Source organism: Paucisalibacillus globulus, assembly GCF_900184735.1.
Lineage (GTDB): Bacteria > Bacillota > Bacilli > Bacillales > Amphibacillaceae > Ornithinibacillus > Ornithinibacillus globulus_B.
Map to the genome: position 1 here is coordinate 71699 of NZ_LT855390.1, position 21682 is coordinate 93380.

The window sequence follows — 21682 nt, forward strand, 5'->3', positions numbered from 1 at the left end:
TTTTGAAAAACCTTTTAATTCTCGTTATCTTGATCATTGTCTTTCTTCCATTTATATGGTATTTTTGACCAATTATAAAATAGAATAAGCAAGAACATCACAAAACAAATCCCTATATTATCAAACCACTTAACTTCTTTATCTACAATTAACTGCCAAGTAATAGATGCTAGAAAATATAGTATAGGAAATTTGATACTTTCCCTAAACATAGTGGTACCACTCCTTCATACATAACTACAAATAGTCCTTATTGCTTTAACCTTATCCTTTAGTTCATTAACATATTATTATTTTAACATTAACTTCCATTCGATTCACCCGAATATTTAAAAAACTTATTTTATTCAACCATCTGGAAATGATGTTGATAATAATATTTTTGGGAGTGAGCAATTATGTTATTATCGGATGCTGCAAAGACTTATGAGGCAGATAAGAAAATTGAGGGTTTTTCCGCACAAACATTAAATGCCTATAAGCTTCAAGCAAAGCTACTTATTAATTACTTTGGAAATATCAATATTAGTAATATAACAACCCTACAACTGAAGAATTATTTAGCTGAATCAAGTAATAATTTAAAGCCATCAAGTTTGTCACATCGTATTAGATTTATACGTTCCTTATTTCGATGGTCACACGAGGAAGGTATTATTGAGTTAAATCCTGCTAGTAAAATAAAGGAACCGAGAGTTGGTAAACGGATTCCAAAGTTCCTTACTGAAAGAGAAATAGAATATTTAAGGGATGCGTGCTTCTCTCCAATGGAAAAAGCCTTATTTGAATTTATGTTTTCAACTGGTTGTCGAATAGGAGAAATTGTTTCGTTGGATCGAAATAGTATTAATTGGGGAAATCAATCTGCTATTGTTCGCGGTAAAGGAGATAAGGAACGAGAAGTGTACTTTAATATACGTTGTGATATTTGGCTTAAGAAATATCTAGATAGCAGAGTTGATAACGATCCAGCAATATTTGTTACAGAACGCTCTCCACATAGAATGAGTATTGCTCAAATGAGGTATATAATTAAACGTATTTCCAAACGAGCAGGGATAAATAAAACAATTCACCCTCACCAGTTAAGGCATAGTTACGCAACACACCTATTAAATAATGGCGCACCATTAGAAGTTATTCAAAGCCTTTTAGGTCACGAAAAAAGTGAAACTACAAGGATTTATGCAGAACTAAGTGGTAGACTAAGACAAGAGTTTTATAGGAAGTATTTCTAGAGTAATGAAGAGCAGCGCAGATTGTATCAGCGTTGCTCTTTTAAACTATTGCACCCTTTACTTTAAGTACACTAATTCACAATCCAAATTATAATTTTAACATAAATTTCCAATTCCTTAGCTATTTATCAGAGGAATTCGCTAAGTTATTAGGGAGTTGTTCTGCTAAATAATGAAGTTGACACAAAATTATGTTATCTTGGTAAAATAAGTGCCAAATAAGGAGCCATTTTTCTTTCTTTTTTGTAGATAGACATTGTTAAACCAACAAAAATTAGCAATCCATTTTATATGCTAATTGGATTGCTAAAAGGTTTGTTATTTTATGTTTTGTACTATTAAACTTAACCCGTTAGATGATGGCACGCTACTCTCTTATATTTATTCAGTATGAAGTAACAATTGATCTAAATCCATTATTTTAATTTTCTTTTTCGGTAACTGTTTAATCAATCCAAGTTCTTCTAGAGTAGTAAATTTACGGCTGATTGTTTCTGGTGTGGTACCAAGATACGAGGCTAAATCCTTTTTGGACATTGGTAAGATAATCGTTGGACTATTGCCACTTCCCTTTTCAACATTCTCAGCTAAAAAGGATATAATGCGGGTTTCTACATTTTCAATCGCTACTTGTGTGGTTTGTTTTTCAGAATCCTTCAAACGCATCGTTACTTCTGACAGTATTTTTAATGAGATCTGCGGATATTCCACCAAATACTCTTGTAAATCCTCTCGTTTAATTAAACAAATGGATGTATTTTGTAGTGCTTCCGCATAGTTCTCATGAATACTTCCAGGTTGGAAAATGGCGACTTCACCTGTAAAATCACCGGGATTTAAAATGCGAACAAGTTGTTCTTTTCCAGAATCCGATAAGCGGTAAATCCGAGCCTTACCTGAATTGATAATATATAAGGTATCATCTTTCTCACCTGCACGGAATAACATTTCCCCTTTTTGTAGATGAAGTGTCTTGGCAGATTCCGCAATCAAATCCATTTGTGAGTCTTCCAGATGGTTGAAAATGGGAACAATACGAATACATTCTGCATGTCCATGTTGGTGATGACAACATTGGTTTTGTTCCAAAATAACCTCTCCTTTTTATAAAAAGCCTAAGAGGGCATCTTAGGCTTCCTTTCTATTCACTCGATTAAGCAGGTTTTACCTTTGATTTGACAACAGGATATCCTAAGTCTTCAATTGCCTCTTCGATATCGTTAATAACGACTGCTTCTGAATCAAAATCTACTTTTACTTTACTAGCATTGAACATTACCTTCAAGCTATCTTGATTCACACCGTTTATTCCTTTCACCGCATTTTCAATCTTTTGGAGACAAGATGGGCAAGATAAGGTTTCTAATTGAATCGTTGCTTTTTGCATAAATCATTTCTCCCTTCATTTTTTAACGACCGTAAACCAATTTATTCTTTTGTTTTTGGGTTACTTTTAAGCCTGATATGCTTTGTCTACTTCTGATAACATTTCGTAGGTGCCTGCATATGTTTCACATACATCTCCAGGAATGGCGTAGTTGTCTGTGATTTTTCGTAACTGAGCAAATTCAACATCCAAGTCTGGTTTGTTTGCACCAGCATCTTTTACCTTTTTACTGAGTTTTTCAAATAGTTCACGTACTTCAAAGGCTTCTGGATGGTTCTTACCATGGGCCCGTGTAATCGCAGTAGTGTATAAATCCAGTTTTTCAAAATGGTTTGTTATTACTTCGTTAAATGTTTGTTCAGACATTATTATTTCCCTCTTTCTATATATAATTTTTGTTATGTGTGTTTGTCTTAGGCAGATTTTACTTTTGATTTAACAACGGGATATCCTAAGTCTTCAATTGCCTTTTTGATATCGTTAACGGTGATCGTTTCTGAATCAAAATCTACTTTTACTTTACTGGCATTGAATAATACTTTTAAGCTATCTTGATTAACCCCATTTAATCCTTTCACCGCATTTTCAATCTTTTGCATACAAGATGGACAAGATAATGTTTCTAATTGAATAACTGCTTTTTGCATGAATTATTTCTCCTTTCATCTTATCTTTGACTTTTTTGTTTTCCCTCTTCTTCTTTACAATTTAAGTATAGCTGAGGTTCAACGAAATGAAATTGACGCAAATCAAGTTTTAAGAAAAAAGTAGGGGAGTATTTTGTTCTTCCTACCTGAATACTTCCCCTTTATCATTCGTCAAGACCGCTTTCTATTAAATTTATCCTCTCAAACGGTATCGAAGCAATCTCATACCATTCAAGATGACTACTAAGATACTTGCTTCGTGAACCAACATCCCGATTGACATATTCATCCATTCACTAAATAGTAGGCTAGCAAGTAAGACTAATACCACACCAACTGCTATGGTGATGTTCTGTTTCATGTTTCTTGAAGTTAATTTTGTTAAGCCTAATGCGTGTGGTAAACGACTAAAGTCAGAATTCATTAAAACGACATCCGATGTTTCAATTGCAACATCTGTTCCACTTCCCATTGCGATTCCGATATCTGCTAAGGCTAATGAAGGACTATCATTCACTCCGTCACCGACAAAGGCAATGAGTTGGCCTTTTGCTTGCATTTTTTCAATATATGCGGATTTTCCTTCTGGAAGCATATGACCGTGTGCTTCTGTTAATCCAAGTTCTCGAGCAACTAAATCTACGGTTCCTTGGTTGTCCCCTGAAAGAACGACTAGGTTTTTGACTCCAAGTTTTTTTAGGTTTTGAAGATCTTTTTTAACACCTGGACGGATTTGATCCCGAATACCCATCAGAACTTTTAATTCTCCGTCAACCGCAGTTAACACAAGAGAATTCCCATTTCTCTCAAAGCGTTCGACGTCTTTTTTAGCTTTTTCGCTTAATTTCACATTTTCTTTTTCCATTAAAGCTACGTTACCAACGGCTATACGATGAACACCTATTTTTGCTACAATTCCGCCACCTTTAACGACTTCGGTTTCTTCAACAGTATAGAAAGTTGTCTCGCCAATATCCTGTAAGACAGCTTTTGCTAGTGGGTGGTCCGATTCGCGCTCCACACTTGCTAAGTATCCTAGAATTTCTTCAGTGTTGTTGCCGTAAAATTCTTTTTCGGCAACTTCAGGGTTTCCTACTGTCAATGTTCCCGTTTTATCAAAAACGATAGTATCTACTCTGCTAAAGTCATTGATAACTTCACTACCTTTTAGGAGGACACCATTACGTGCACCGTTTCCGATACCGGCAACGTTGGATACAGGAACCCCGATAACTAATGCACCTGGACATCCTAAAACAAGAATCGTGATAGCTAGTTCAATATCTTTTGAGAATAGCCAAACAATAAAACCAAGGACTAAAACAGCTGGTGTATAATATTTAGAGAATCGATCAATAAACCGCTCTGCTTCTGATTTGGAATCCTGTGCTTCTTCCACTAATTCGATAATTCTACCAAATGTTGTATCTTCCCCTACACGGTCAGATCGAATTTGAATCGTTCCATTTTCTAAGATTGTTCCCGCAAATACTTCAGAATCGACCCTTTTGCTTACTGGAACAGACTCTCCGGTAATACTTGCTTCATTGATGTGACCTTCACCTGTTAACACGGTTCCATCTACGGGGACTTTTGCACCCGTTTTGACTAATAAAATGTCACCTTCATCTACATCATCGACATCAACTTCTTCAAATTCTCCATTTTCCATTTGCTTTAAAGCACTTTCTGGTGCCAGCTCTGTTAATTCTTTAATGGCAGAACGTGTTTTGTTCAAGGTACGTTGCTCCAAGTAAGAACCAAATAAGAATAAGAAAGTAACGATGGCTGATTCCTCATAATTTTGAATCAATACTGCCCCAATTACTGCAATGGTAACTAAAACATCAATACTGACAACTTTTACTTTTAATGCCTGAAAGGCTTGAATCGCAATTGGTGCTACACCAAGAATAGATGCAATGATGAGCGACCAATTGAAAATGGCCATGTTGTCTAAGGAAAATCGTCCGAAGAATGCAAGTGCAATCAAAATTGCACTGATCAGTGTAATGGAATTCTTTTTACTTAATATATATCTTTGCATGTTGATTCCCTCCAATTTCATTTTCATTTGTATTCCTTGTTGATGACTCTAGTATAGGATGTTTCTATGAAATAAAAATTGATTAGGATCAAGTTCTATTGTAAAAGTGAAAAATTATAAAAGAACAGCAACACAAATCCAACTGTTTTACTGAATAACTGAATAACTCTTATATATTTTCGAACATACAATCAAAAAAAATCATTATATTGTACATTCTTTATTCAGCAGGCTTTAGAAAAGCATTATAAACTGCAAATCGAGTAGGAGGGGGTGACTAACCCCCGACCTCTCACACCACCGTACGTACGGTTCCGTATACGGCGGTTTCATTTAGGTCCAACGCATGGTCTGATATCGCTTGGATAGACTCTTCAACCCTTGCTCTAACCAATATTGGTTGCCAAGGGCTCTAGACAAGATGGGGCTCTTGGCTATACGCCAATATGCCTTCCTTGAATTTGCCCATTCCCACGCTTTTCCTTTCTTAATTCCAAGTTTCATGAGATTCTTGTATTTTGTTTTGACTTTCTTCCATTCCTTCCAGCGTATCATTCGAAGTCTTCTTCTTATCCAGCCATCTAGAGCTTCAAATATGGTAGGTGTTTCTGCTAGCTGATAATAACCAAGCCAGCCTACTAAATATCGATTTAGCTTTTCGATTCTATCCCTCATATTCATAGATCTCTTTCTGGAGGTTAGTTCTCTGACACGGTGTTTAAACCGTTTGATACTCTCTTTAGAGACCCGAATCTTTGGGTTCACCTTATGGAAAGTGAAAGAAAATCCAAGGAATTTACGTTTCCATGGGCGGTCTACTGCACTTTTCTGTTCATTTACTTTTAACTTTAGTTTTCCTTCGATAAATTCAGTAATACTTTTCATCACTCGTAAACCAGCTCTCCTGGAACGGACATAGATATTACAGTCATCCGCATAACGGACGAAGCGAAGTCCTCTTTTCTCTAATTCCTTGTCTAGTTCATCTAAAACAATATTAGAAAGTAGTGGACTTAATGGTCCACCTTGAGGTGCTCCTTCCATGTTCGGCTGTACAATCCCACCGTCCATAATACCAGCTTGGAGATATCTGCGAATCAGTTTAAGCACTCTCGCGTCTTTGACTCGTTGGCTCAACGTTCGCATTAATCTGTCGTGATGTACTTTATCAAAGAATTTCTCTAAATCCATATCGATAACCCACCGATAGCCATCTTTGATATAGCTTCTTGCTTCTCTTACTGCGTCGTGGCCTCGTCTATTTGGACGAAAACCATAACTGTGCTCTGAGAAGGTTGGGTCATAAATGGTTGTAAGAACCTGTGCGATTGCTTGTTGGATGAATCGGTCTAACACGGTAGGAATTCCTAGCTTCCTCATTCCGCCGTTTGGTTTCGGGATTTCGACACGACGAACGGGTTGAGGATAGTAGGTACCTTCTTCGAGTTGTCCTCGAATGGAAGTCCAGTGTTCCATGATATGCGCTCGTAGGTTTTGTACAGGCATCTCATCCACACCATGACTTCCTTTATTTCGCTCAACACGTTTAAGTGCGAGTATTAGGTTTTCCCGTGATAGAATTCTTTCCAACATGATATCTTACTCCTACGTGAATTGTTCCTTCTTCTTGTGTGGCAATAACTTTCAGCCCTTCTAATGTCCCCCGCGGGATTCACCGTTTCCTCCACTAGGAAGGTTTACATGTTTCTGCTTCATCAAGTTTTGCGTACGCAAAGCGACAATTCTTCTTAAATGATTCAGCCCTTCCTAGATATCCTAGAAATATCTAGTACTACGGCTTCGGCTGACTTCTGATAGTTCAGCGAACACTTACATGTTCGGTTACGGCGTGTGCACCGCATTTCTATCAGACCTCCCAGGGTAAGCACACATTCTTCCTCTCCATGTCCCCACTTCATTTACTTTGTATACCCTTTGGCAGTAAGGGTTTTAGTTTGTAATGCAACCTCACCCAAGTATACCTAGCCTGATGAAGTTCGTGTTCCTAAGGGCGGAGATTTGCCGCCGACTTCCTTCAGATTCTGGGTCGCCCCAGACACCCTTGTCTTAAGCTAACCACTACTACTGCCTTCGTGGCTCGGGACTTCAACCCTAAAGAATGTGTGCATGCCTGGCACACACTAAAACGCTCAGAAAATATTCTGAGCGTTTTTATCTTAATATTTAATTTTTCTTCTTCAACTAAACTGCCCCGTTAGTCACTCATGTAGCGCAAGACCAACGCCACACCACAGAGAATGAAAATGTATTTAGTCTGGCTATACTGATTCTACGGCTGGATGAGGAAGGTCGATCAACTATGGTGCGTGAGAGCCCATCCGTTAGTCTGACTCCTTCGACCACGGTGCACCACTGACTGTCGCTCCCTTTCGGGAAGCACTCATGGTAGATTAATCCCTATTCTGGTTGTTGCACCAGCCTCCAATAATATATGCCGTAGAAAGGATGTTTTTTCAGTGGATGTAATCATTGAAAGAGCGTGTGGTATGGATGTCCATAAAGACAACATTACTGCATGTATCATTACCCCGGAAGGAAAGGAGATCAAAACATTCTCAACCAAAACAATCTACTTAATAGAATTGGTTGACTGGGTTAAGGAACATAGGTGTACACATGTTGCCATGGAAAGTACAAGTGTTTATTGGAAACCTATTGTCAACATACTTGAGGCAGAAGACATTGAGTTTCTAGTTGTAAATGCACAACACATCAAGTCTGTTCCCGGAAGAAAGACTGATGTTAAAGATGCAGAATGGATCGCAAAGCTTCTCCGCCATGGATTACTAAATGCAAGTTACATTCCGGACCGAGAGCAACGTGAGTTGCGTGAACTTGTTCGTTACCGTCGAAGCATAATCGAAGAGCGCGCCAGACAACATAATCGAATTCAGAAAGTGTTAGAAGGTGCCAACATCAAACTTGGTTCCGTTGTATCAGACATCATGGGTGTTTCAGCTCGGGATATGCTTAACGCTATCGCCAACGGCGAAGAAAATCCTGAAATTCTAGCAAACTTCGCTCGACGAACTATGAAAAAGAAAAAAGATGAACTAAAACTAGCGCTAAAAGGATATATCAGTGAACATCAACGACTTATGTTAAGAACAATCTTAAAGCATATTGATTTCTTAACGGAGCAAGTAGAAATGTTAGATCAAGAAGTAGCTAGTAGAGTAAGTGATTACCAAGATGATATTGATAGATTAGATTCCATTCCAGGTATCGCAACGCGCATGGCTGAACAAATGCTAGCTGAACTTGGAACAGATATTAAGAATCAATTTCCTAGTGCATCCCTAATGTGTTCCTGGGCTGGACTGGTTCCTGGAAACAACGAGAGTGCGGGAAAAAGAAAAAAGTCTAAGACTAAAAATGGAAACAAATATCTGAAATCAGCTTTAATTGAAGCAGCCCATTCAGTAAGAGGATCTAAAAACTATCTTGGTGAACTCTATCGACGAACAGCAGCACGAAAGGGTAAAAAACGTGCTGGCATTGTAGTCGCACATTCCATTCTACGTACTGCATATTATCTGTTAACCCGTGAAGAAATGTATGTAGACCTTGGTGTGGATTATTTCGATAAACAGAAAAAGCAATCCATTCTTCGACACTCTTTACGTAGATTAGAAAGTTTAGGTTATACAGTTACGTTAATTGAACAAGAAGCTTCTTAATCCATTCATTTTCCACAAATGGATCCCTGAATTAAAGCGCACTCCTCTTTTTTTAAAAATGAATGAGCTGCGTCTACTTTAGTATTGCCTTTTTACCGATTCTACAGAAGTTAATTTTCATGGTAGTTTAAGAACATTTCTTCACAATCTATTTATATCTTAGCATAGGGAGAACTATATTTAGAGTATTTATTTGAAAGTTTAAAACAAATAGTACAATAAAAGGTTCCGTCAAATACTATGACGAAACCAATGTTATTAATACGTCTATTTAGCTAAATTTTTACCCTTTAAGATGTGCTTTATTTAAAGTTATATTTTCGTTGCTAAATGTGATTTTGTACCTCATAACGGAACCGTTTACTATAAAAAACAGTAAGTTAAATGCGGGAAAATCTTACTGCTCTAACGGGTGCAATCCTTTAAGAAGGAGTAGCACCTTTTTTGTCGAATTTATATAAGTGGAATGGATGTTATTTCAGATAAAGATCCTAGAGTTACTGAAAATAGCAGGGGCTAATTGATGAGCTATGTCTAATTCAACATTTGGAACATGATAGGAGTGAACGAAATGAACATTACAACAGAAAGATTAGTAATACGAAAATTCACATATAACGATTGGCAACATGTCTATGAGTATACATCTGATTCCCGTGTTATGGAATATCTACCAGAGGATGTTTTCTCGGTTGAAGATGCAAAGAAATTTGTAATGGAAAACAGTCATGATGATGCTAAATACTTCCCTGTGTTGATAAAAGAAGACCAGAGATTGATTGGTCACATTGTGTTCCATAAGTATTTTGGTGATCATACCTATGAGATAGGTTGGGTGTTAAATCCTAATTATTATAATAAAGGGTATGCATCGGAAGCGGCATTATCTATTTTAAAATATGGTTTCGAGACTATGGGATTACATAGAATTATAGCTACGTGTCAACCTGAGAATATTGGATCCTATCGAGTGATGGAGAAGGTTGGTATGAGAAGAGAAGGTTTTTTCAAGAAGTGTATACCTCAAGGAAATAAATGGTGGGATGAGTATTATTATGCAATCTTAGAAGAGGAATGGAGTGAAAAATACGAGGGGGTAAAAGAGTGAGAGTAATCGTACTGTTATTATCTTTACTAGTTGTTTTGTTCGTTACCTCGGGGTGTGTAAATGCATTGAATGGACAAAAAATAACGGTGCAAAAACGGACGGGTGAAGAAAATATCTTTGAAGACTATAAAGAAGTCACCCAAAAACAGCAGGTGAAAAAGGCAATAGATATTGTTAAACAAGCTGATTGGGATAATGTAAAAGTAGAAATGGCAGGCTATGCAGACTACCAATTTCAATTTCCATTCAAGAATAGAAGTGGTAATGAAGACAAAATTGCGTCCTATTTACTATGGATTAGCCCACTTGGTGAAAATCTAGAGATCGTTAGGGATACCGGTAAATATGTAAAATTATCAAAGCAAGATTCAGCAGATTTGTTTGAGATTTTAACAGGGGAAGCGTTGGAGAAATGAGGAGGCCAAATGATGGATGAACAATATTTTGTTGGTTGGGGTACTCTGGCATTAATTAATGCTGGACTTGCACAAGGGAAGAATAGGACAGGATTAAACTGGTTTTTACTTTCACTTGTATTAGGGCCATTGGCAACACTAATTTTGTTATTTGTTGAGAAGCGATAACAAGCCAATATTTTCATAAGTTAGATAGAATACAAGCATTTAAGTATTGGAGGTATTTTAATTGGAGTCGTCCCAGTGGATAAAAGGAGGGCCTTTCCTAGAAGTTAGTTTCTTGGTGGAACTGAAAGAAAATAAAAAGCAAACAATTCAAGGCATTATAGATAGGTTATCGACACTTACGAATAGAGTTGAGATTGTTGACGAAAATGTTGATGAAATGATTGATAGTTTTGATCGAGGTTATCCTTTTGATATGGAAGCTCCTCAATCTATTATTCTACACTCCATAGAGTTAAGGGGATATGTCCATTTATCTAGGAAGCGTAAGGCTTTGTTATGTTTTGAAGTGGTTTCGCCGGATTCGCTATTGGTTGATATTTGTTTTTATGGAGCTAAGGATGATGTACCGGAATGGAATCAACTCGGTATAAAGAGTGAAGAATCTGCAGACTTTACTGATTTTTTAAAAGAGTTGTATCGTGTTTATAAATTTAAAGTTGGTACAATATCAATGCTGGGAAGTATCCTTGAATTATTTGGGTGTGAGGAACTCTATCCAAACAATTGTTATCGGTATGAAAATCTGTCCCCAGATTTTTTTCTAAGTGAGAGAATTCCTTTAATAAGTATTATTTGGAATGAAAAATACAAGAGATTGAGAGATATTCCTTATAAGTATCATCGGTTTGAGGAGGATGGAATCCTTATTGAATTGGGAAGTTTTGTTGAGTGGTATTGATTTGGAAAAAAGATAATTTGCTAAGACTAACAAATTATCTTCTTCAAGTATTACTGTATGAAACAAGCTTAGGGCCTATAGCTCCACCTAATACCATGCCTATGAATTGTTTAAAAAAGAATAGAGCTAATTAAGGTATAATGTATATCAAGCTACTTATTTATCGAAGCTTACGTGAAAATGGAGGAACAGATTGTGATAGATAACATAAAGGCATTACCAAGTAAGACATTATTATTTATTGGCCTGGCCTTACAATTAATCGCAATTCTATTTGTTGTGGTAATTGGATTTATTTTTAAGGTAACTATTACTAGTTGGATAGACTCTATTTTCTACCTTCTATATTTTATAGGACTTCTTTTTATCCTACTTGCTTATGATAAACGGCGTAAAAATAAAAAAGGATAATGTCCTTAACGGGTGCTTTAGTTCAATAAAAAAATATTGTCCAATTAACAAAGGAACTTGATTTTTCAAGTTCCTTTTCTTGTGAATTATAATGTGATTTCCTTGTGATTTAGGCTGAGAATTCCTTTGCGAATTATCAACAGATTTAGCTCGGCGCACCTCATAATGGAACCCGTTAATGTCCTACACTAGTTCTTTCTTTTCCTACCAGGGAAAAATAGAATGATCAAAATTAATCCAATTGCCAATGTTGAAAATGGAAAAAGAAAAGGGAAAACTAATGAAGGATAACCCTCCCAAGCATCAGTATAATATCCAATCCGATAAGGAACCACGAAACCAGCATTCAGTAGTTCCGTTTGTAACGCATCACGGTCTATAAAACTAAAGGATTGATTAGTTAGATTACCTTCTTCGTCTAAGATATATTGGGTATAGTTTAATTTCTCGTCAGGAGCCCAATCAACTATATCCCCGTTTGGCATCTCTTTTGGTAATTCTCTTGTTTTTTTCAAAAGTACAATGAACTGTTTTTCATCTTTTTTCCTATCTTCTAAGGTTAAGTAAGCAATCTCGCCATAGTAACGATTTAATCCTTTTTCCTCCACCCTAACTGGATAATCTTTCAAGGTATCTACTTTCTTACTATCTATTATGATTGATAAATCTGCGATACTAATTTTATACTTCCATGGGTCTATGTAGTGCTCCTCATCTTTTAACGTTTCTTCTACCTCTATAACCCAGTCTTTATAACGATAGGTCGAATTCGTTGGAGGGAATCCGTCGTTTACATTTTTTATCTTATAGTTGGCGCTCATTCGTTGATCATGAATAAGTTCCATGAACATTTTTGAGCCTAGGGGTAGGGACGTTATAAGTAAAATTGCTCCGATTGAAAAGATTAGTATTCTGTTAATCATGATTATTTCACCTCTCGTGTTTAGGGCGCTCGAATAAAAGATTTACTTCCGAAATAATATATGCATTCGTAATTCTAGCAATCGCATTACAAGTAGTTGTTTTTCCAACTGCACTTGCACCTTCTAAACAAATTACTGCCATAATTACCTCCTAAAACTACCAATATTACCTATATATTACCATGTTAAAGATGTTTAACAAATTTGGAATCTATCTGGTTCTAATGTTTATCTCCTTCTATTTCAGGTTATAGACTAATAGATTGATAGATTACAAAAGGAGAGGATACCATACATGGACATGAAAAGATTAATCGCAAAGTTAAAAAGTGTATATAGGGAAAAGCCTCACCGAGTGTTTAGTATGTATTTGAATACCGATCCATCTGGTCCAGAACAGCAGGTGGGTGATTGGAAGATTCATTTGAAAAATGGAATGAATAATTTTGAAAGTTACTTAAAAGCAGATGGAGATTCTGAAGAGAAAAAGAATTTTAAGATAGTTAAAGATAAAGTTGAACAATATGTTCAAGATAATGAGTTAAATTTATCCAAAAGTATTGTGATATTTGCTACTGCTGATGAAGAGGTTTGGTTTGCAGAACGTTTTCAGATGCCTGTGGAAACATACTTTTATTGGGAAGAAACAGCAAAAGTGGACCAACTCAGTCAAATGTATGAACAGTTTCCAAAAACGGGGATCATCTTAACCCAGAAAGAATCAATTAAAATAATTGATTCAGAACTAGGAAGTGTCTTAGATACTAAGCGGTTTATGTTAGACCTAATAACAGAAGATTGGAAGGAACTAACCAGTTCTCAGAATGAGCAGGAAGCAATCGAATTTAATGGTGAATTGAGACCAGATAAGCTAGAGCAACGCTTTGAGGCAAATCGTTCCCGTTTGTATAAGACCTTTGCATCCAAGCTAGATAAGTTAGCAAAGGACAAGCAGTGGGATTCTATTTATCTAGTTGGGGATAAAAAGGAAGCGCAGGATTTGATAGATAATATGAATAAACCTGTGACCGGTGTTGTTGATAAAAATATGTTGGATCATAATGAGAGGAGAGTTATTGAAATGGTCCAAGGGGACAGGTTTCTCGGTTCAATTAAGCAATAGGTATGGTAATTTATAGACAAATTCATCTAATTTGCCTATCTAATAGATGGTTCATTTAATAATGATGGTTGGATTATAAAAATAAAGGGTCTACAATTTAATTGTAACCCTTTTCAATCAAAGGATAGATAAACAAGACATACACCTAGATGCAATTAGCAGTGTAGTTGTTATGTAAACATAAGGAGGATTCATCATGAAAGGTTGGCAATTTGTTGAAACAAATGAACCATTACAATTAGTAGAAAAAGAAGATCCTAAGGTGGAAGCTGGAAAAGTTGTAATTGACACGAAGGTAGCAGGCCTTTGCCACTCTGATGTTGGTGTTTTAAAAGATCCAGGATGGAAAGCATTACTTGGAGAACTACCGGTAATTATGGGACATGAAGTTGCTGGTGTAATAAGTCAAGTTGGGGAAGGTGTAACAGAATATCAAGTTGGTGATAAAGTAGCTGTTTGCCCTACTGGTCCAAGCAAAACGGCGCCAGGGTATGCATATGACGGGGGCTTTGGTACAAAAGTTCTTGCACCTGCTGAAGACTTAGTTAAGATTCCTGATGGTGTTTCATTTGCTCAAGCAGCTGCAGGTACGGATGCTGGAATGACTTCTTATCATGCTGCTTTTACAAAAGGTGGAATTAAACCAGGGATGACAGTTGGTATGATCGGAATTGGCGGATTAGGTCAAATAGCTTTAGAAGCAGCTATTGCAATAGGGGCTACTGTTTATGCTGTAGATTTAAACCCGAAAGCACGTGAACTAGCTGAAAAACTTGGTGCAGCTGGAGTCTATGAAAATGTAAAAGACATAGCTCAATTCGAACCAGAAGTTATCGTTGACTATGCTGGATTTGATGTAACAACAAGGGAAGCATTGGAATCTGTGGCATTCCAAGGTAAAGTAGTTCTTGTTGGAATGGGTAAACTAGAAACAACGCTTAATGTTACTTCATTAATCACAAAACAAGCAACACTTGTTGGAAGTAATGGAGGAACGAAAAAGGATATTGAAGAAATATATGCATTGTTTGCTAGCGGTAAAGTAAATCCTACCATAACGGAAATTTCATTCGATGAAATTCCAGAAGGTCTTCAAATGTTAGCAGATCATAAAGTAACTGGTAGATTAGTAGCGAATATGGAAAAATAATAAATTAAGTTTAAAACCTAAGAATGGGATGTAACTTCCTGATCCTTAGGTTTTTTTATTTGAATTAAGTATTACAGATTTTTTACTATAAGCTAACAAAACCTGACATGACCCAAGTTAAATCTATCAATTATGCTATAATAGGACATAAATTTTATAATAAATGAGGTAATTCAAAATGAAAAAGTCAATAAGATTGGTAGCTGCTATTGCATCAGTAGCCGTTTTATCTTTTATCTTAATTTATACTTTTATTGGAAAAGACATGCTAGGTCAAGATGAAATACTAGTTTCCCAGCATAGTCTAAAAGATGTTCAACGAGATGAAGTAAAAGAAGGTACAAAGGGGATTAAGGTATTTCAAGAGTTAGCTGAACAAAAACGCCAAGAAGAAGAGCAATTGCGTTTGGAACAAGAGAAACTGGAACAGGAAAGAATAGCGAAAGAAAAGCTTGAACAAGAAAAATTGAAGAAAGAAGAGGAGGAAAAAAGTCGTATAGCAGAATCAACTCTTGAAGAAGAAAAACAAGAAACCGTAGTACAGAAGAAACAAGAAAATACTAGTCAACCAAAGCCAAAGACGGAAGAAAAAAAGGAAGCACCAAAGTCAAAACAGCCTTCAACAGGTTATCCAGGAATTAGTACTTATGAAAATGAAGTAGTTCGGTTAACCAATATTGAGAGGGTAAATAACGGTTTACCAGAATTAACAATGGATACTAAATTAAGTGAAGTTGCTTGGTATAAGTCACGGGATATGGTTGATGTTGGTTATTTTGACCACCAAAGCCCAACTTACGGTTCGCCATTTGATATGATGACACAATTTGGTGTAAGTTACACAGCAGCAGGCGAAAATATTGCCTATGGTTACCCTACACCAGAAGCGGTCGTAGAAGGTTGGATGAATAGTCCAGGGCACCGAGCCAATATATTAAATGAAATGTTTACCCATATTGGAGTTGGTCATGTTTCAGAAGGTCATTATGCAACACAGATGTTTATGCGGAAGTAAGAGGCCATGGGGTCAGGACCTCGGCCTAATTAAAACATTAGAATAACATATTAATTTTCTCATCAAATTCTAATCTTTTTCTCGGAGTTCTCTAATGATTAGAGGATATAGTAAAGATAACGAAATTGAGGGAGGAAATAAAAATGAACAAGAAATTAATTACGGGTATTGCAACTATCGGCTTACTATTGGGTGGTACTACTATCGCAGCAGCGAGTTTAAATGATAATGTAAATACTACTAAGAAAGATGACGCAAGTGTAAAAACCGAGGTAGTGAACAAGAAAGAGGAGTTAATCTCCCCTGAAAAAGCAATCGAGATTGCGCTAACTGAGCAAGATGGATATGTTGAAAGTGTTGAATTAGAAAGAGAACATGGTTATGTGTATTATGAAGTAGATATTGAAAACCCTGATTTAGATGTCTATGTGGATGCAACTACAGGTGAAGTATTACGTGTAGATTGGGATGATAAAGATGATCGTTATGACAATGATGACCGTTATGACAATATCAACAAGCAAAAAATTGAAAACATCATCTCGGTAGAAGTGGCGAAGGACATTGCTGTATCTGAAATCGGCGGAGAAGTGATGGAAGTAGAACTAGATGAAGATGACGGACGATATGAGTACGAATTAGAAATTAGAACAGACCGTGGTGAAGCAGATATTACGATTGATGCGGAGTCTGGAGAAATTGTAGAAATTGATATAGATTAATATAAAGCAAAAATATAGTGCTAATTCCATAGGAGTTGGCACTATATTTTTGCGGTTAATTATCCAATTCTAGCGTTTCATTTATATCAGTGGTTTTAGAGTTTTGCCCTGTCATGCGTTTATAATAGAAGACAATCTTTTTGATGAGATTCCCTTGTTCCCAATACTCGGCTGCTTCCACATTTACCTTTATCAAGATGATGTTTGGATCGTCATAAGAAGCTTGCATTATTTTTTCGTGAACTTTACTCCAGAATTCCTTTTTCTTGTTCACATCTTCTACGATTTCTGCTTTTCCACGTACAGAAACATAGGATTTACCAACATAGGCTACATTTACATCTTGATTATGTAATATTTCATCATATTTATTTGTCTCTTTTTTAGTGAAGAACCATAAGTCTCCATCAAATTCTACTTCTTGTGTTTTCATAGGGCGAGAAACGAGACCTTCTTCAGTAGCCGTAGTCAACATTGCAGTGTCTACATCTTTAATCAATTCTCTTAATGTTTCAATCTCTTCTTGTTTCATTTTATTTTCCAATTTTATCACCTCTCTCATGGTTATATACTAACCGCTATAACAAGATTTATTCTGGTGATAAAATCAGTGCAAATCATAAAATTTCCTGTACTGCGATTAATGCTTTATCAATATCTTCTCTAGAAACATCATAATGTGTAACAAATCGAATCGTATCTAATCCAAAGACACCTGCTAAAACACCTTTTGATTTTAGTGCCTCTACAAAGGTTTCCGGAGTATGTTTGGTTTCTTTTACGTTGACAATGATTATATTGGTTTCCACTTTGTTTTCTACTTTTAACCCATTCATATTCGCTAAACCATCAGCTAATAATTTGGCATGAGCATGATCCTCTGCTAAACGATTGATATTCTCTTCTAATGCTACTAAACCAGGTGCGGCAATCATTCCAACTTGTCTTAAACCTCCACCTAACATCTTACGCCATTTTCTCGCACGATTAATAAATTCTTCTGTTCCTGCAATGATAGAACCCACAGGTGCACCAAGTCCTTTTGATAGGCAAAATTGAACAGAATCAACATTTTTTGCATATTCTTTCACTGATATCCCAGAAGCTACTTGTGCATTAAATAATCTTGCGCCATCCAGATGGACTTGGAGATTATTTTCTTTAGCTAGCTGACTTATTTCTTGCATATGGCTTAAAGGTAGTACAGCTCCCCCTGCTAAGTTATGAGTGTTTTCTATGCAAATTAATGAGGTAGTCGGATAATGGATATTCTCTGCGCGAATCGTATTTTTTACATCCACTGTATTCATTGCTCCGTTTATACCTGGAACTGGACGTATTTGGACATTAGCTAATGCGGAAAATCCACCAACCTCATAGATGTAAATATGGGAACTTGCTTCCATAATAACTTCATCACCAGGTCTACAATGGGTCAAGGCAGCAATTTGGTTTCCTTGCGTACCACTTGTCACAAAAAGTGCTTTTTCTTTTCCAAGTAGTTCTGCGGCCTTTTCTTCTAATCGATTAACGGTAGGATCCTCACCATACACATCGTCTCCTACTTCAGCTTCATACGCTGCTCTGCGCATGGACTCTGTTGGTTTTGTTACAGTGTCACTTCTTAAATCAATCATACTGTTACCACCTTTCTAGTCGTTTCTTTATTATTACGAGAAATGGTATTTTCGTAGTTTAATAGTAGCATAATGTTACCTTCCTTCATCATTTTTTACTAAAAAATCATGACCTTTTTCATTTACCTCTTGAACATCACGTGGCGTGTTGTTTTACACTAAATAAAAGATGAAGTAGGAGGAGTTGTGATGATGAGGAGTAAAAAGCTTTATTTGTTTATTTTTATTATGATCGCACTTGGGGGAGGGTGGATTGGTGTTTGGCTCGATACGATTCTTACAGACCAGCCAGAAGGGGAGACGTTAGGAATGGGCTTGTGGCTCGTATCGCCATTTTTAACGATGCTTTTCATCCGATTGATTAGCCGCGATTGGAAGGACATGGGGATCAGGTTTCGTTTTAAGGGAAATTCAAGATGGTATCTATTTTCATTGATTATTTATCCTATTGTTACGATATTAACGGTTGGGCTAGCATTAATGATAGGAGAAGCAAGTCTATCTAGTGTTGAGATACATGCTATTTTATCTATTGTAGCAGTGTCTGTTGGGTGGAACTTAATTAAGAATATTTTCGAGGAATTCAGCTGGAGGGGATATTTAACACCGAAGCTAATCGAATTAAAATTCAATGATTGGTTTATTTATCTTATCTCTGGGCTTGTTTGGGCATTGTGGCATGCACCGTACTATTTTGTGTTTTTACCTGACATCTACTTTGAAACGTTCTCAAGAGTAGGCTTCCTTTTGTTAGCTTGTGTTCTTTCCGTTTGTTGGACAGTTATGTTTGTAGAAGTATACAGGCTGACAAAGTCCGTCTGGCCAGTTGTGTTAATGCATGCTGTTGAGGACGGGGTACCAACTACTTTAGTAACAATCAGTGGCGTTATTGTCTTAACTAAGACAGGGGATATTTGGTTGAATCCTACTACCGGGGTGGTTACAACCATTCTATTTACGGCAATTGGACTCTATTTAAGAACGATAAGGATTAAAAAAGAGCGTCTTACTAATGGGATGACTAATTATAAAGCAATAGAGCTTAAAGTGAAGTAATAAGGGGATAATTCTCCTTTAGTTTCTCGACCATAACAGCAAGAATGAGGACGAATCCATTATGTTATCTTGTTACAATGGATATAACAGATAAAAGGATTATCACTACCACAATAAATAAATTATAATAGCTTTAAGAAAAGCTTGAAGAAAGTGGGGACAGCCAATGACTGCTATCAATCTTTCATTTGATGAAATGTGGGATATATTTGTCACTTGTGACCATACATACGATGGTCTATTCTTTACGGCTGTCAAAACCACCAACATCTACTGTCGTCCTTCGTGCAAATCTAGAAAGCCAAAGAAGGTTAATGTGGAATTTTATTTTGACAGGAAGGAAGTTGAACGTGCTGGCTATCGTGCTTGTAAAAGGTGTCAGCCTGAACTAGCTTATTCTCCACATATTATACTGATTAAAGATACCATTACTTTTTTAGTTAATCATTCTAAACAAACATTACTATTAAAAGATATTGCAAATCACGTTGGGGTAAGTCCTTTTTATCTTGAACGTGTTTTTAAACAAGAAACCGGTGAAACACCAAGGACCTATTTAGAAAAAATACGTGTAGATAAGGCTGCACAACTTCTTAAAAACACGAACCGGACCAATCTGGAAATTTGCTATGAGGTTGGATTCCAAAGTCCTTCCAATTTTTATAAAGTATTTCGTCGTAGGAAAAATTGTTCTCCCAGTGAATATCGAAATCAAATTAGTAAGGAGTTAGTGGAATGAGATGGCTAGATGATGGAAGTACACTTGAGATTTTCCCGCCGAAGGAATTCGATTTTGGGGAATGCCTCGTTTTCTTAGGAAAATCGGAGGGGGAAGTATTACATTCGATAAAGGATGGCTATTTATATAAACTGATTAAAATAGATGACGAATTGATTTTACTCAAAATAGGGAGTAACAATTATTCCATTCAAGTAGAATTCCCAATTGGTACACCATCTGAAACGGCTCGAGAAGAGGTTGCAGATTATATTTGGGAGTGGTTTGATCTCGGTCAAAATTTGGAAGAATTTTATGAAGTGGCGCGTAACGATGCAATTCTAGCGCCAATAGCCAATACCTACTATGGATTGCGGATTATTTGTATTCCAGATTTATTTGAAGCGTTAACTTGGGCAATACTAGGCCAGCAAATTAACTTAACTTTTGCCTATAAGTTAAAGAAACGATTCGTAGAACAATATGGAGAGTCAATAACCTATGATGGTCAAATCTTTTGGTTATTCCCAACGCATGAGAAAATAGCTGAATTAGACATAGAAGATTTGAAGAAACTTCAGTTCAGTACTAGGAAGGCAGAATATATAATTGGAGTCGCAGGTGCAATCAGTGATGGTCGGTTATCTAAGGAGAAGTTGCTCCAACTGAAAGATTATAGACAAGTTCATCAATCATTAGTATCCATTAGAGGTGTGGGGGCATGGACGGCAGATTATGTCATGATGAAGTGTTTGCATTATCCATCTGCATTTCCAATCGCTGACGTTGGGCTACATAATGCCATTAAGCAGCAGCTGGGGCTTGAAAGTAAACCAACTATAGATGAAATCGAAACGATGGCAATAAACTGGAAAGGTTGGGAAGCCTATGCAACCTTTTATTTATGGAGGTCTTTGGATGAGTAAATTACATAAGTTGGATTATCAATCACCTATAGGAATTCTAGAAATAATCGGGACAGAGGAAGCTGTAGTGTCTATTCTATTCTCTGAGAATGACGAAATAGAGAATGTAAGGGGTGATGATACTCCAAAAGTGTTGGAACTTTGCTATCTTCAATTAGATGAATATTTTAAAGGAGAGCGGCGTGAATTTTCATTCCCATACCAAATGGAGGGGACAGATTTCCAAAAGTCGGTGTGGAATGCATTAAAGGAAATGCCCTATGGCGAAACGGGATCCTATAAGGATATTGCGGTTTCTATTGGAAATGAAAAAGCAATCCGAGCGGTAGGAAGTGCGAATGGGAAAAACAAGTTGAGTATCGTGATCCCGTGTCATCGGATTATTGGTACTAATGGGAAATTGACTGGATATGCTGGTGGCGTGTGGAGGAAGGAATGGTTGCTTGAGCATGAAAAGAGGTCCATGGGGACAGGTTCCTTGGCTTAAAAAGCCGAGGAACCTGTCCCCATGGACTTAATTCATAAATTGTCAATTTCTTCAGCAAGTAAA

At 36.7% G+C, this 21682-nt stretch carries 25 protein-coding genes and 1 pseudogene; 15 read left to right on the plus strand and 11 right to left on the minus strand.

The features are described 5' to 3' along the window. Window positions 1-14: 14 nt before the first annotated feature. Window positions 15-212, minus strand: coding sequence for a hypothetical protein (locus BN999_RS09655; RefSeq protein WP_096271177.1), 198 nt, complete (start codon window positions 210-212; stop codon window positions 15-17). A 186-nt stretch (window positions 213-398) separates the two neighbouring features. Here BN999_RS09655 and BN999_RS09660 point away from each other — a divergent pair, with 186 nt between their 5' ends. Further along, window positions 399-1238: a tyrosine-type recombinase/integrase gene (locus BN999_RS09660; protein ID WP_096271178.1), complete on the plus strand. Its 840-nt coding sequence runs from the start codon at window positions 399-401 to the stop codon at window positions 1236-1238. A gap of 381 nt (window positions 1239-1619) precedes the next feature. Here BN999_RS09660 and BN999_RS09665 read toward each other — a convergent pair whose 3' ends face one another. From BN999_RS09665 to ltrA, 6 genes are all read right to left on the minus strand, one after another. Next, window positions 1620-2327, minus strand: coding sequence for a Crp/Fnr family transcriptional regulator (locus BN999_RS09665; protein ID WP_066189347.1), 708 nt, complete (start codon window positions 2325-2327; stop codon window positions 1620-1622). A gap of 64 nt (window positions 2328-2391) precedes the next feature. Continuing rightward, a complete protein-coding gene (locus BN999_RS09670) occupies window positions 2392-2625 on the minus strand; it encodes a heavy-metal-associated domain-containing protein (RefSeq protein WP_066189344.1) in 234 nt (77 codons plus the stop codon). 66 nt (window positions 2626-2691) lie between these two features. Continuing rightward, the gene (locus BN999_RS09675; protein WP_066189342.1) at window positions 2692-2991 is read right to left on the minus strand and encodes an iron-sulfur cluster repair di-iron protein, ric; all 300 of its coding nucleotides are present in this window, start codon (window positions 2989-2991) and stop codon (window positions 2692-2694) included. A 47-nt stretch (window positions 2992-3038) separates the two neighbouring features. Continuing rightward, on the minus strand, window positions 3039-3272 hold the full coding sequence (locus BN999_RS09680) for a heavy-metal-associated domain-containing protein (protein WP_066189340.1): 234 nt from the start codon (window positions 3270-3272) through the stop codon (window positions 3039-3041). Window positions 3273-3465: 193 nt separating this feature from the next. Beyond that, a complete protein-coding gene (locus BN999_RS09685) occupies window positions 3466-5319 on the minus strand; it encodes a heavy metal translocating P-type ATPase (RefSeq protein ID WP_096271179.1) in 1854 nt (617 codons plus the stop codon). Between the two features lie 333 nt (window positions 5320-5652). Next, window positions 5653-6915, minus strand: a complete 1263-nt coding sequence (gene ltrA, locus BN999_RS09690; RefSeq protein WP_094887488.1) for a group II intron reverse transcriptase/maturase — start codon at window positions 6913-6915, stop codon at window positions 5653-5655. Between the two features lie 881 nt (window positions 6916-7796). On the opposite strand from ltrA, the gene BN999_RS09695 reads away from it, so the two are divergent. The 6 genes from BN999_RS09695 (at window position 7797) to BN999_RS09715 (ending at window position 11862) form a co-directional block, all read left to right on the plus strand. Continuing rightward, window positions 7797-9020, plus strand: coding sequence for an IS110 family transposase (locus BN999_RS09695; RefSeq protein ID WP_096271180.1), 1224 nt, complete (start codon window positions 7797-7799; stop codon window positions 9018-9020). Between the two features lie 571 nt (window positions 9021-9591). Continuing rightward, window positions 9592-10128 carry a GNAT family N-acetyltransferase gene (locus tag BN999_RS09700; protein WP_096271181.1) on the plus strand — a complete coding sequence of 179 codons (537 nt, stop codon included), beginning with the start codon at window positions 9592-9594 and terminating at the stop codon, window positions 10126-10128. Then, window positions 10125-10544, plus strand: a complete 420-nt coding sequence (locus BN999_RS09705; protein ID WP_096271182.1) for a hypothetical protein — start codon at window positions 10125-10127, stop codon at window positions 10542-10544. The genes BN999_RS09700 and BN999_RS09705 overlap by 4 nt, the downstream gene beginning before the upstream one ends. Before the next feature lie 12 nt (window positions 10545-10556). Continuing rightward, window positions 10557-10712, plus strand: a complete 156-nt coding sequence (locus BN999_RS20605) for a hypothetical protein (RefSeq protein ID WP_217988472.1) — start codon at window positions 10557-10559, stop codon at window positions 10710-10712. A gap of 115 nt (window positions 10713-10827) precedes the next feature. Continuing rightward, on the plus strand, window positions 10828-11451 hold the full coding sequence (locus BN999_RS09710; protein ID WP_141249053.1) for a hypothetical protein: 624 nt from the start codon (window positions 10828-10830) through the stop codon (window positions 11449-11451). Window positions 11452-11646: 195 nt separating this feature from the next. Further along, a complete protein-coding gene (locus tag BN999_RS09715) occupies window positions 11647-11862 on the plus strand; it encodes a hypothetical protein (protein WP_096271184.1) in 216 nt (71 codons plus the stop codon). Between the two features lie 188 nt (window positions 11863-12050). Here the strand turns inward: BN999_RS09715 and BN999_RS09720 are convergent, their stop codons facing one another. Further along, window positions 12051-12785: a hypothetical protein gene (locus tag BN999_RS09720; protein ID WP_096271185.1), complete on the minus strand. Its 735-nt coding sequence runs from the start codon at window positions 12783-12785 to the stop codon at window positions 12051-12053. 13 nt (window positions 12786-12798) lie between these two features. Continuing rightward, a pseudogene (locus BN999_RS20870) lies at window positions 12799-12927 on the minus strand (chloramphenicol acetyltransferase); the annotation flags it as partial. Window positions 12928-13086: 159 nt separating this feature from the next. Here BN999_RS20870 and BN999_RS09730 point away from each other — a divergent pair. The 4 genes from BN999_RS09730 to BN999_RS09745 all read left to right on the plus strand — a co-directional run bounded on the left by BN999_RS09730 (window position 13087) and on the right by BN999_RS09745 (window position 16795). Beyond that, entirely contained in the window at window positions 13087-13908 is an 822-nt protein-coding gene (locus BN999_RS09730; RefSeq protein WP_306419001.1) for a VLRF1 family aeRF1-type release factor, read from the plus strand. A 196-nt stretch (window positions 13909-14104) separates the two neighbouring features. After that, window positions 14105-15058: a zinc-binding dehydrogenase gene (locus BN999_RS09735; protein ID WP_096271187.1), complete on the plus strand. Its 954-nt coding sequence runs from the start codon at window positions 14105-14107 to the stop codon at window positions 15056-15058. A gap of 178 nt (window positions 15059-15236) precedes the next feature. Next, entirely contained in the window at window positions 15237-16073 is an 837-nt protein-coding gene (locus BN999_RS09740) for a CAP domain-containing protein (protein WP_255247434.1), read from the plus strand. 143 nt (window positions 16074-16216) lie between these two features. Then, window positions 16217-16795: a PepSY domain-containing protein gene (locus BN999_RS09745; protein WP_096271188.1), complete on the plus strand. Its 579-nt coding sequence runs from the start codon at window positions 16217-16219 to the stop codon at window positions 16793-16795. Window positions 16796-16850: 55 nt separating this feature from the next. On the opposite strand, the gene BN999_RS09750 is transcribed toward BN999_RS09745, so the two are convergent. Together BN999_RS09750 and ltaE are read right to left on the minus strand one after the other, a co-directional pair. Then, entirely contained in the window at window positions 16851-17339 is a 489-nt protein-coding gene (locus tag BN999_RS09750) for a pyridoxamine 5'-phosphate oxidase family protein (protein WP_096271189.1), read from the minus strand. A gap of 73 nt (window positions 17340-17412) precedes the next feature. Then, window positions 17413-18432, minus strand: coding sequence for a low-specificity L-threonine aldolase (gene ltaE, locus BN999_RS09755; RefSeq protein ID WP_096271190.1), 1020 nt, complete (start codon window positions 18430-18432; stop codon window positions 17413-17415). Between the two features lie 189 nt (window positions 18433-18621). Here ltaE and BN999_RS09760 point away from each other — a divergent pair, with 189 nt between their 5' ends. The 4 genes from BN999_RS09760 to BN999_RS09775 all read left to right on the plus strand — a co-directional run bounded on the left by BN999_RS09760 (window position 18622) and on the right by BN999_RS09775 (window position 21619). Then, a complete protein-coding gene (locus tag BN999_RS09760) occupies window positions 18622-19488 on the plus strand; it encodes a CPBP family glutamic-type intramembrane protease (RefSeq protein WP_096271191.1) in 867 nt (288 codons plus the stop codon). Window positions 19489-19654: 166 nt separating this feature from the next. Continuing rightward, window positions 19655-20227 (plus strand): bifunctional transcriptional activator/DNA repair enzyme AdaA, encoded by a 573-nt coding sequence (locus BN999_RS09765; RefSeq protein WP_096271192.1) that lies wholly within the window; start codon window positions 19655-19657, stop codon window positions 20225-20227. Next, window positions 20224-21132: a DNA-3-methyladenine glycosylase family protein gene (locus BN999_RS09770; RefSeq protein WP_096271193.1), complete on the plus strand. Its 909-nt coding sequence runs from the start codon at window positions 20224-20226 to the stop codon at window positions 21130-21132. The genes BN999_RS09765 and BN999_RS09770 overlap by 4 nt, the downstream gene beginning before the upstream one ends. Next, complete coding sequence (locus tag BN999_RS09775) at window positions 21125-21619, plus strand: methylated-DNA--[protein]-cysteine S-methyltransferase (RefSeq protein WP_096271194.1); 495 nt, start codon at window positions 21125-21127, stop codon at window positions 21617-21619. Before BN999_RS09770 ends, BN999_RS09775 begins: the two co-directional genes overlap by 8 nt. Window positions 21620-21682 lie beyond the last annotated feature (63 nt).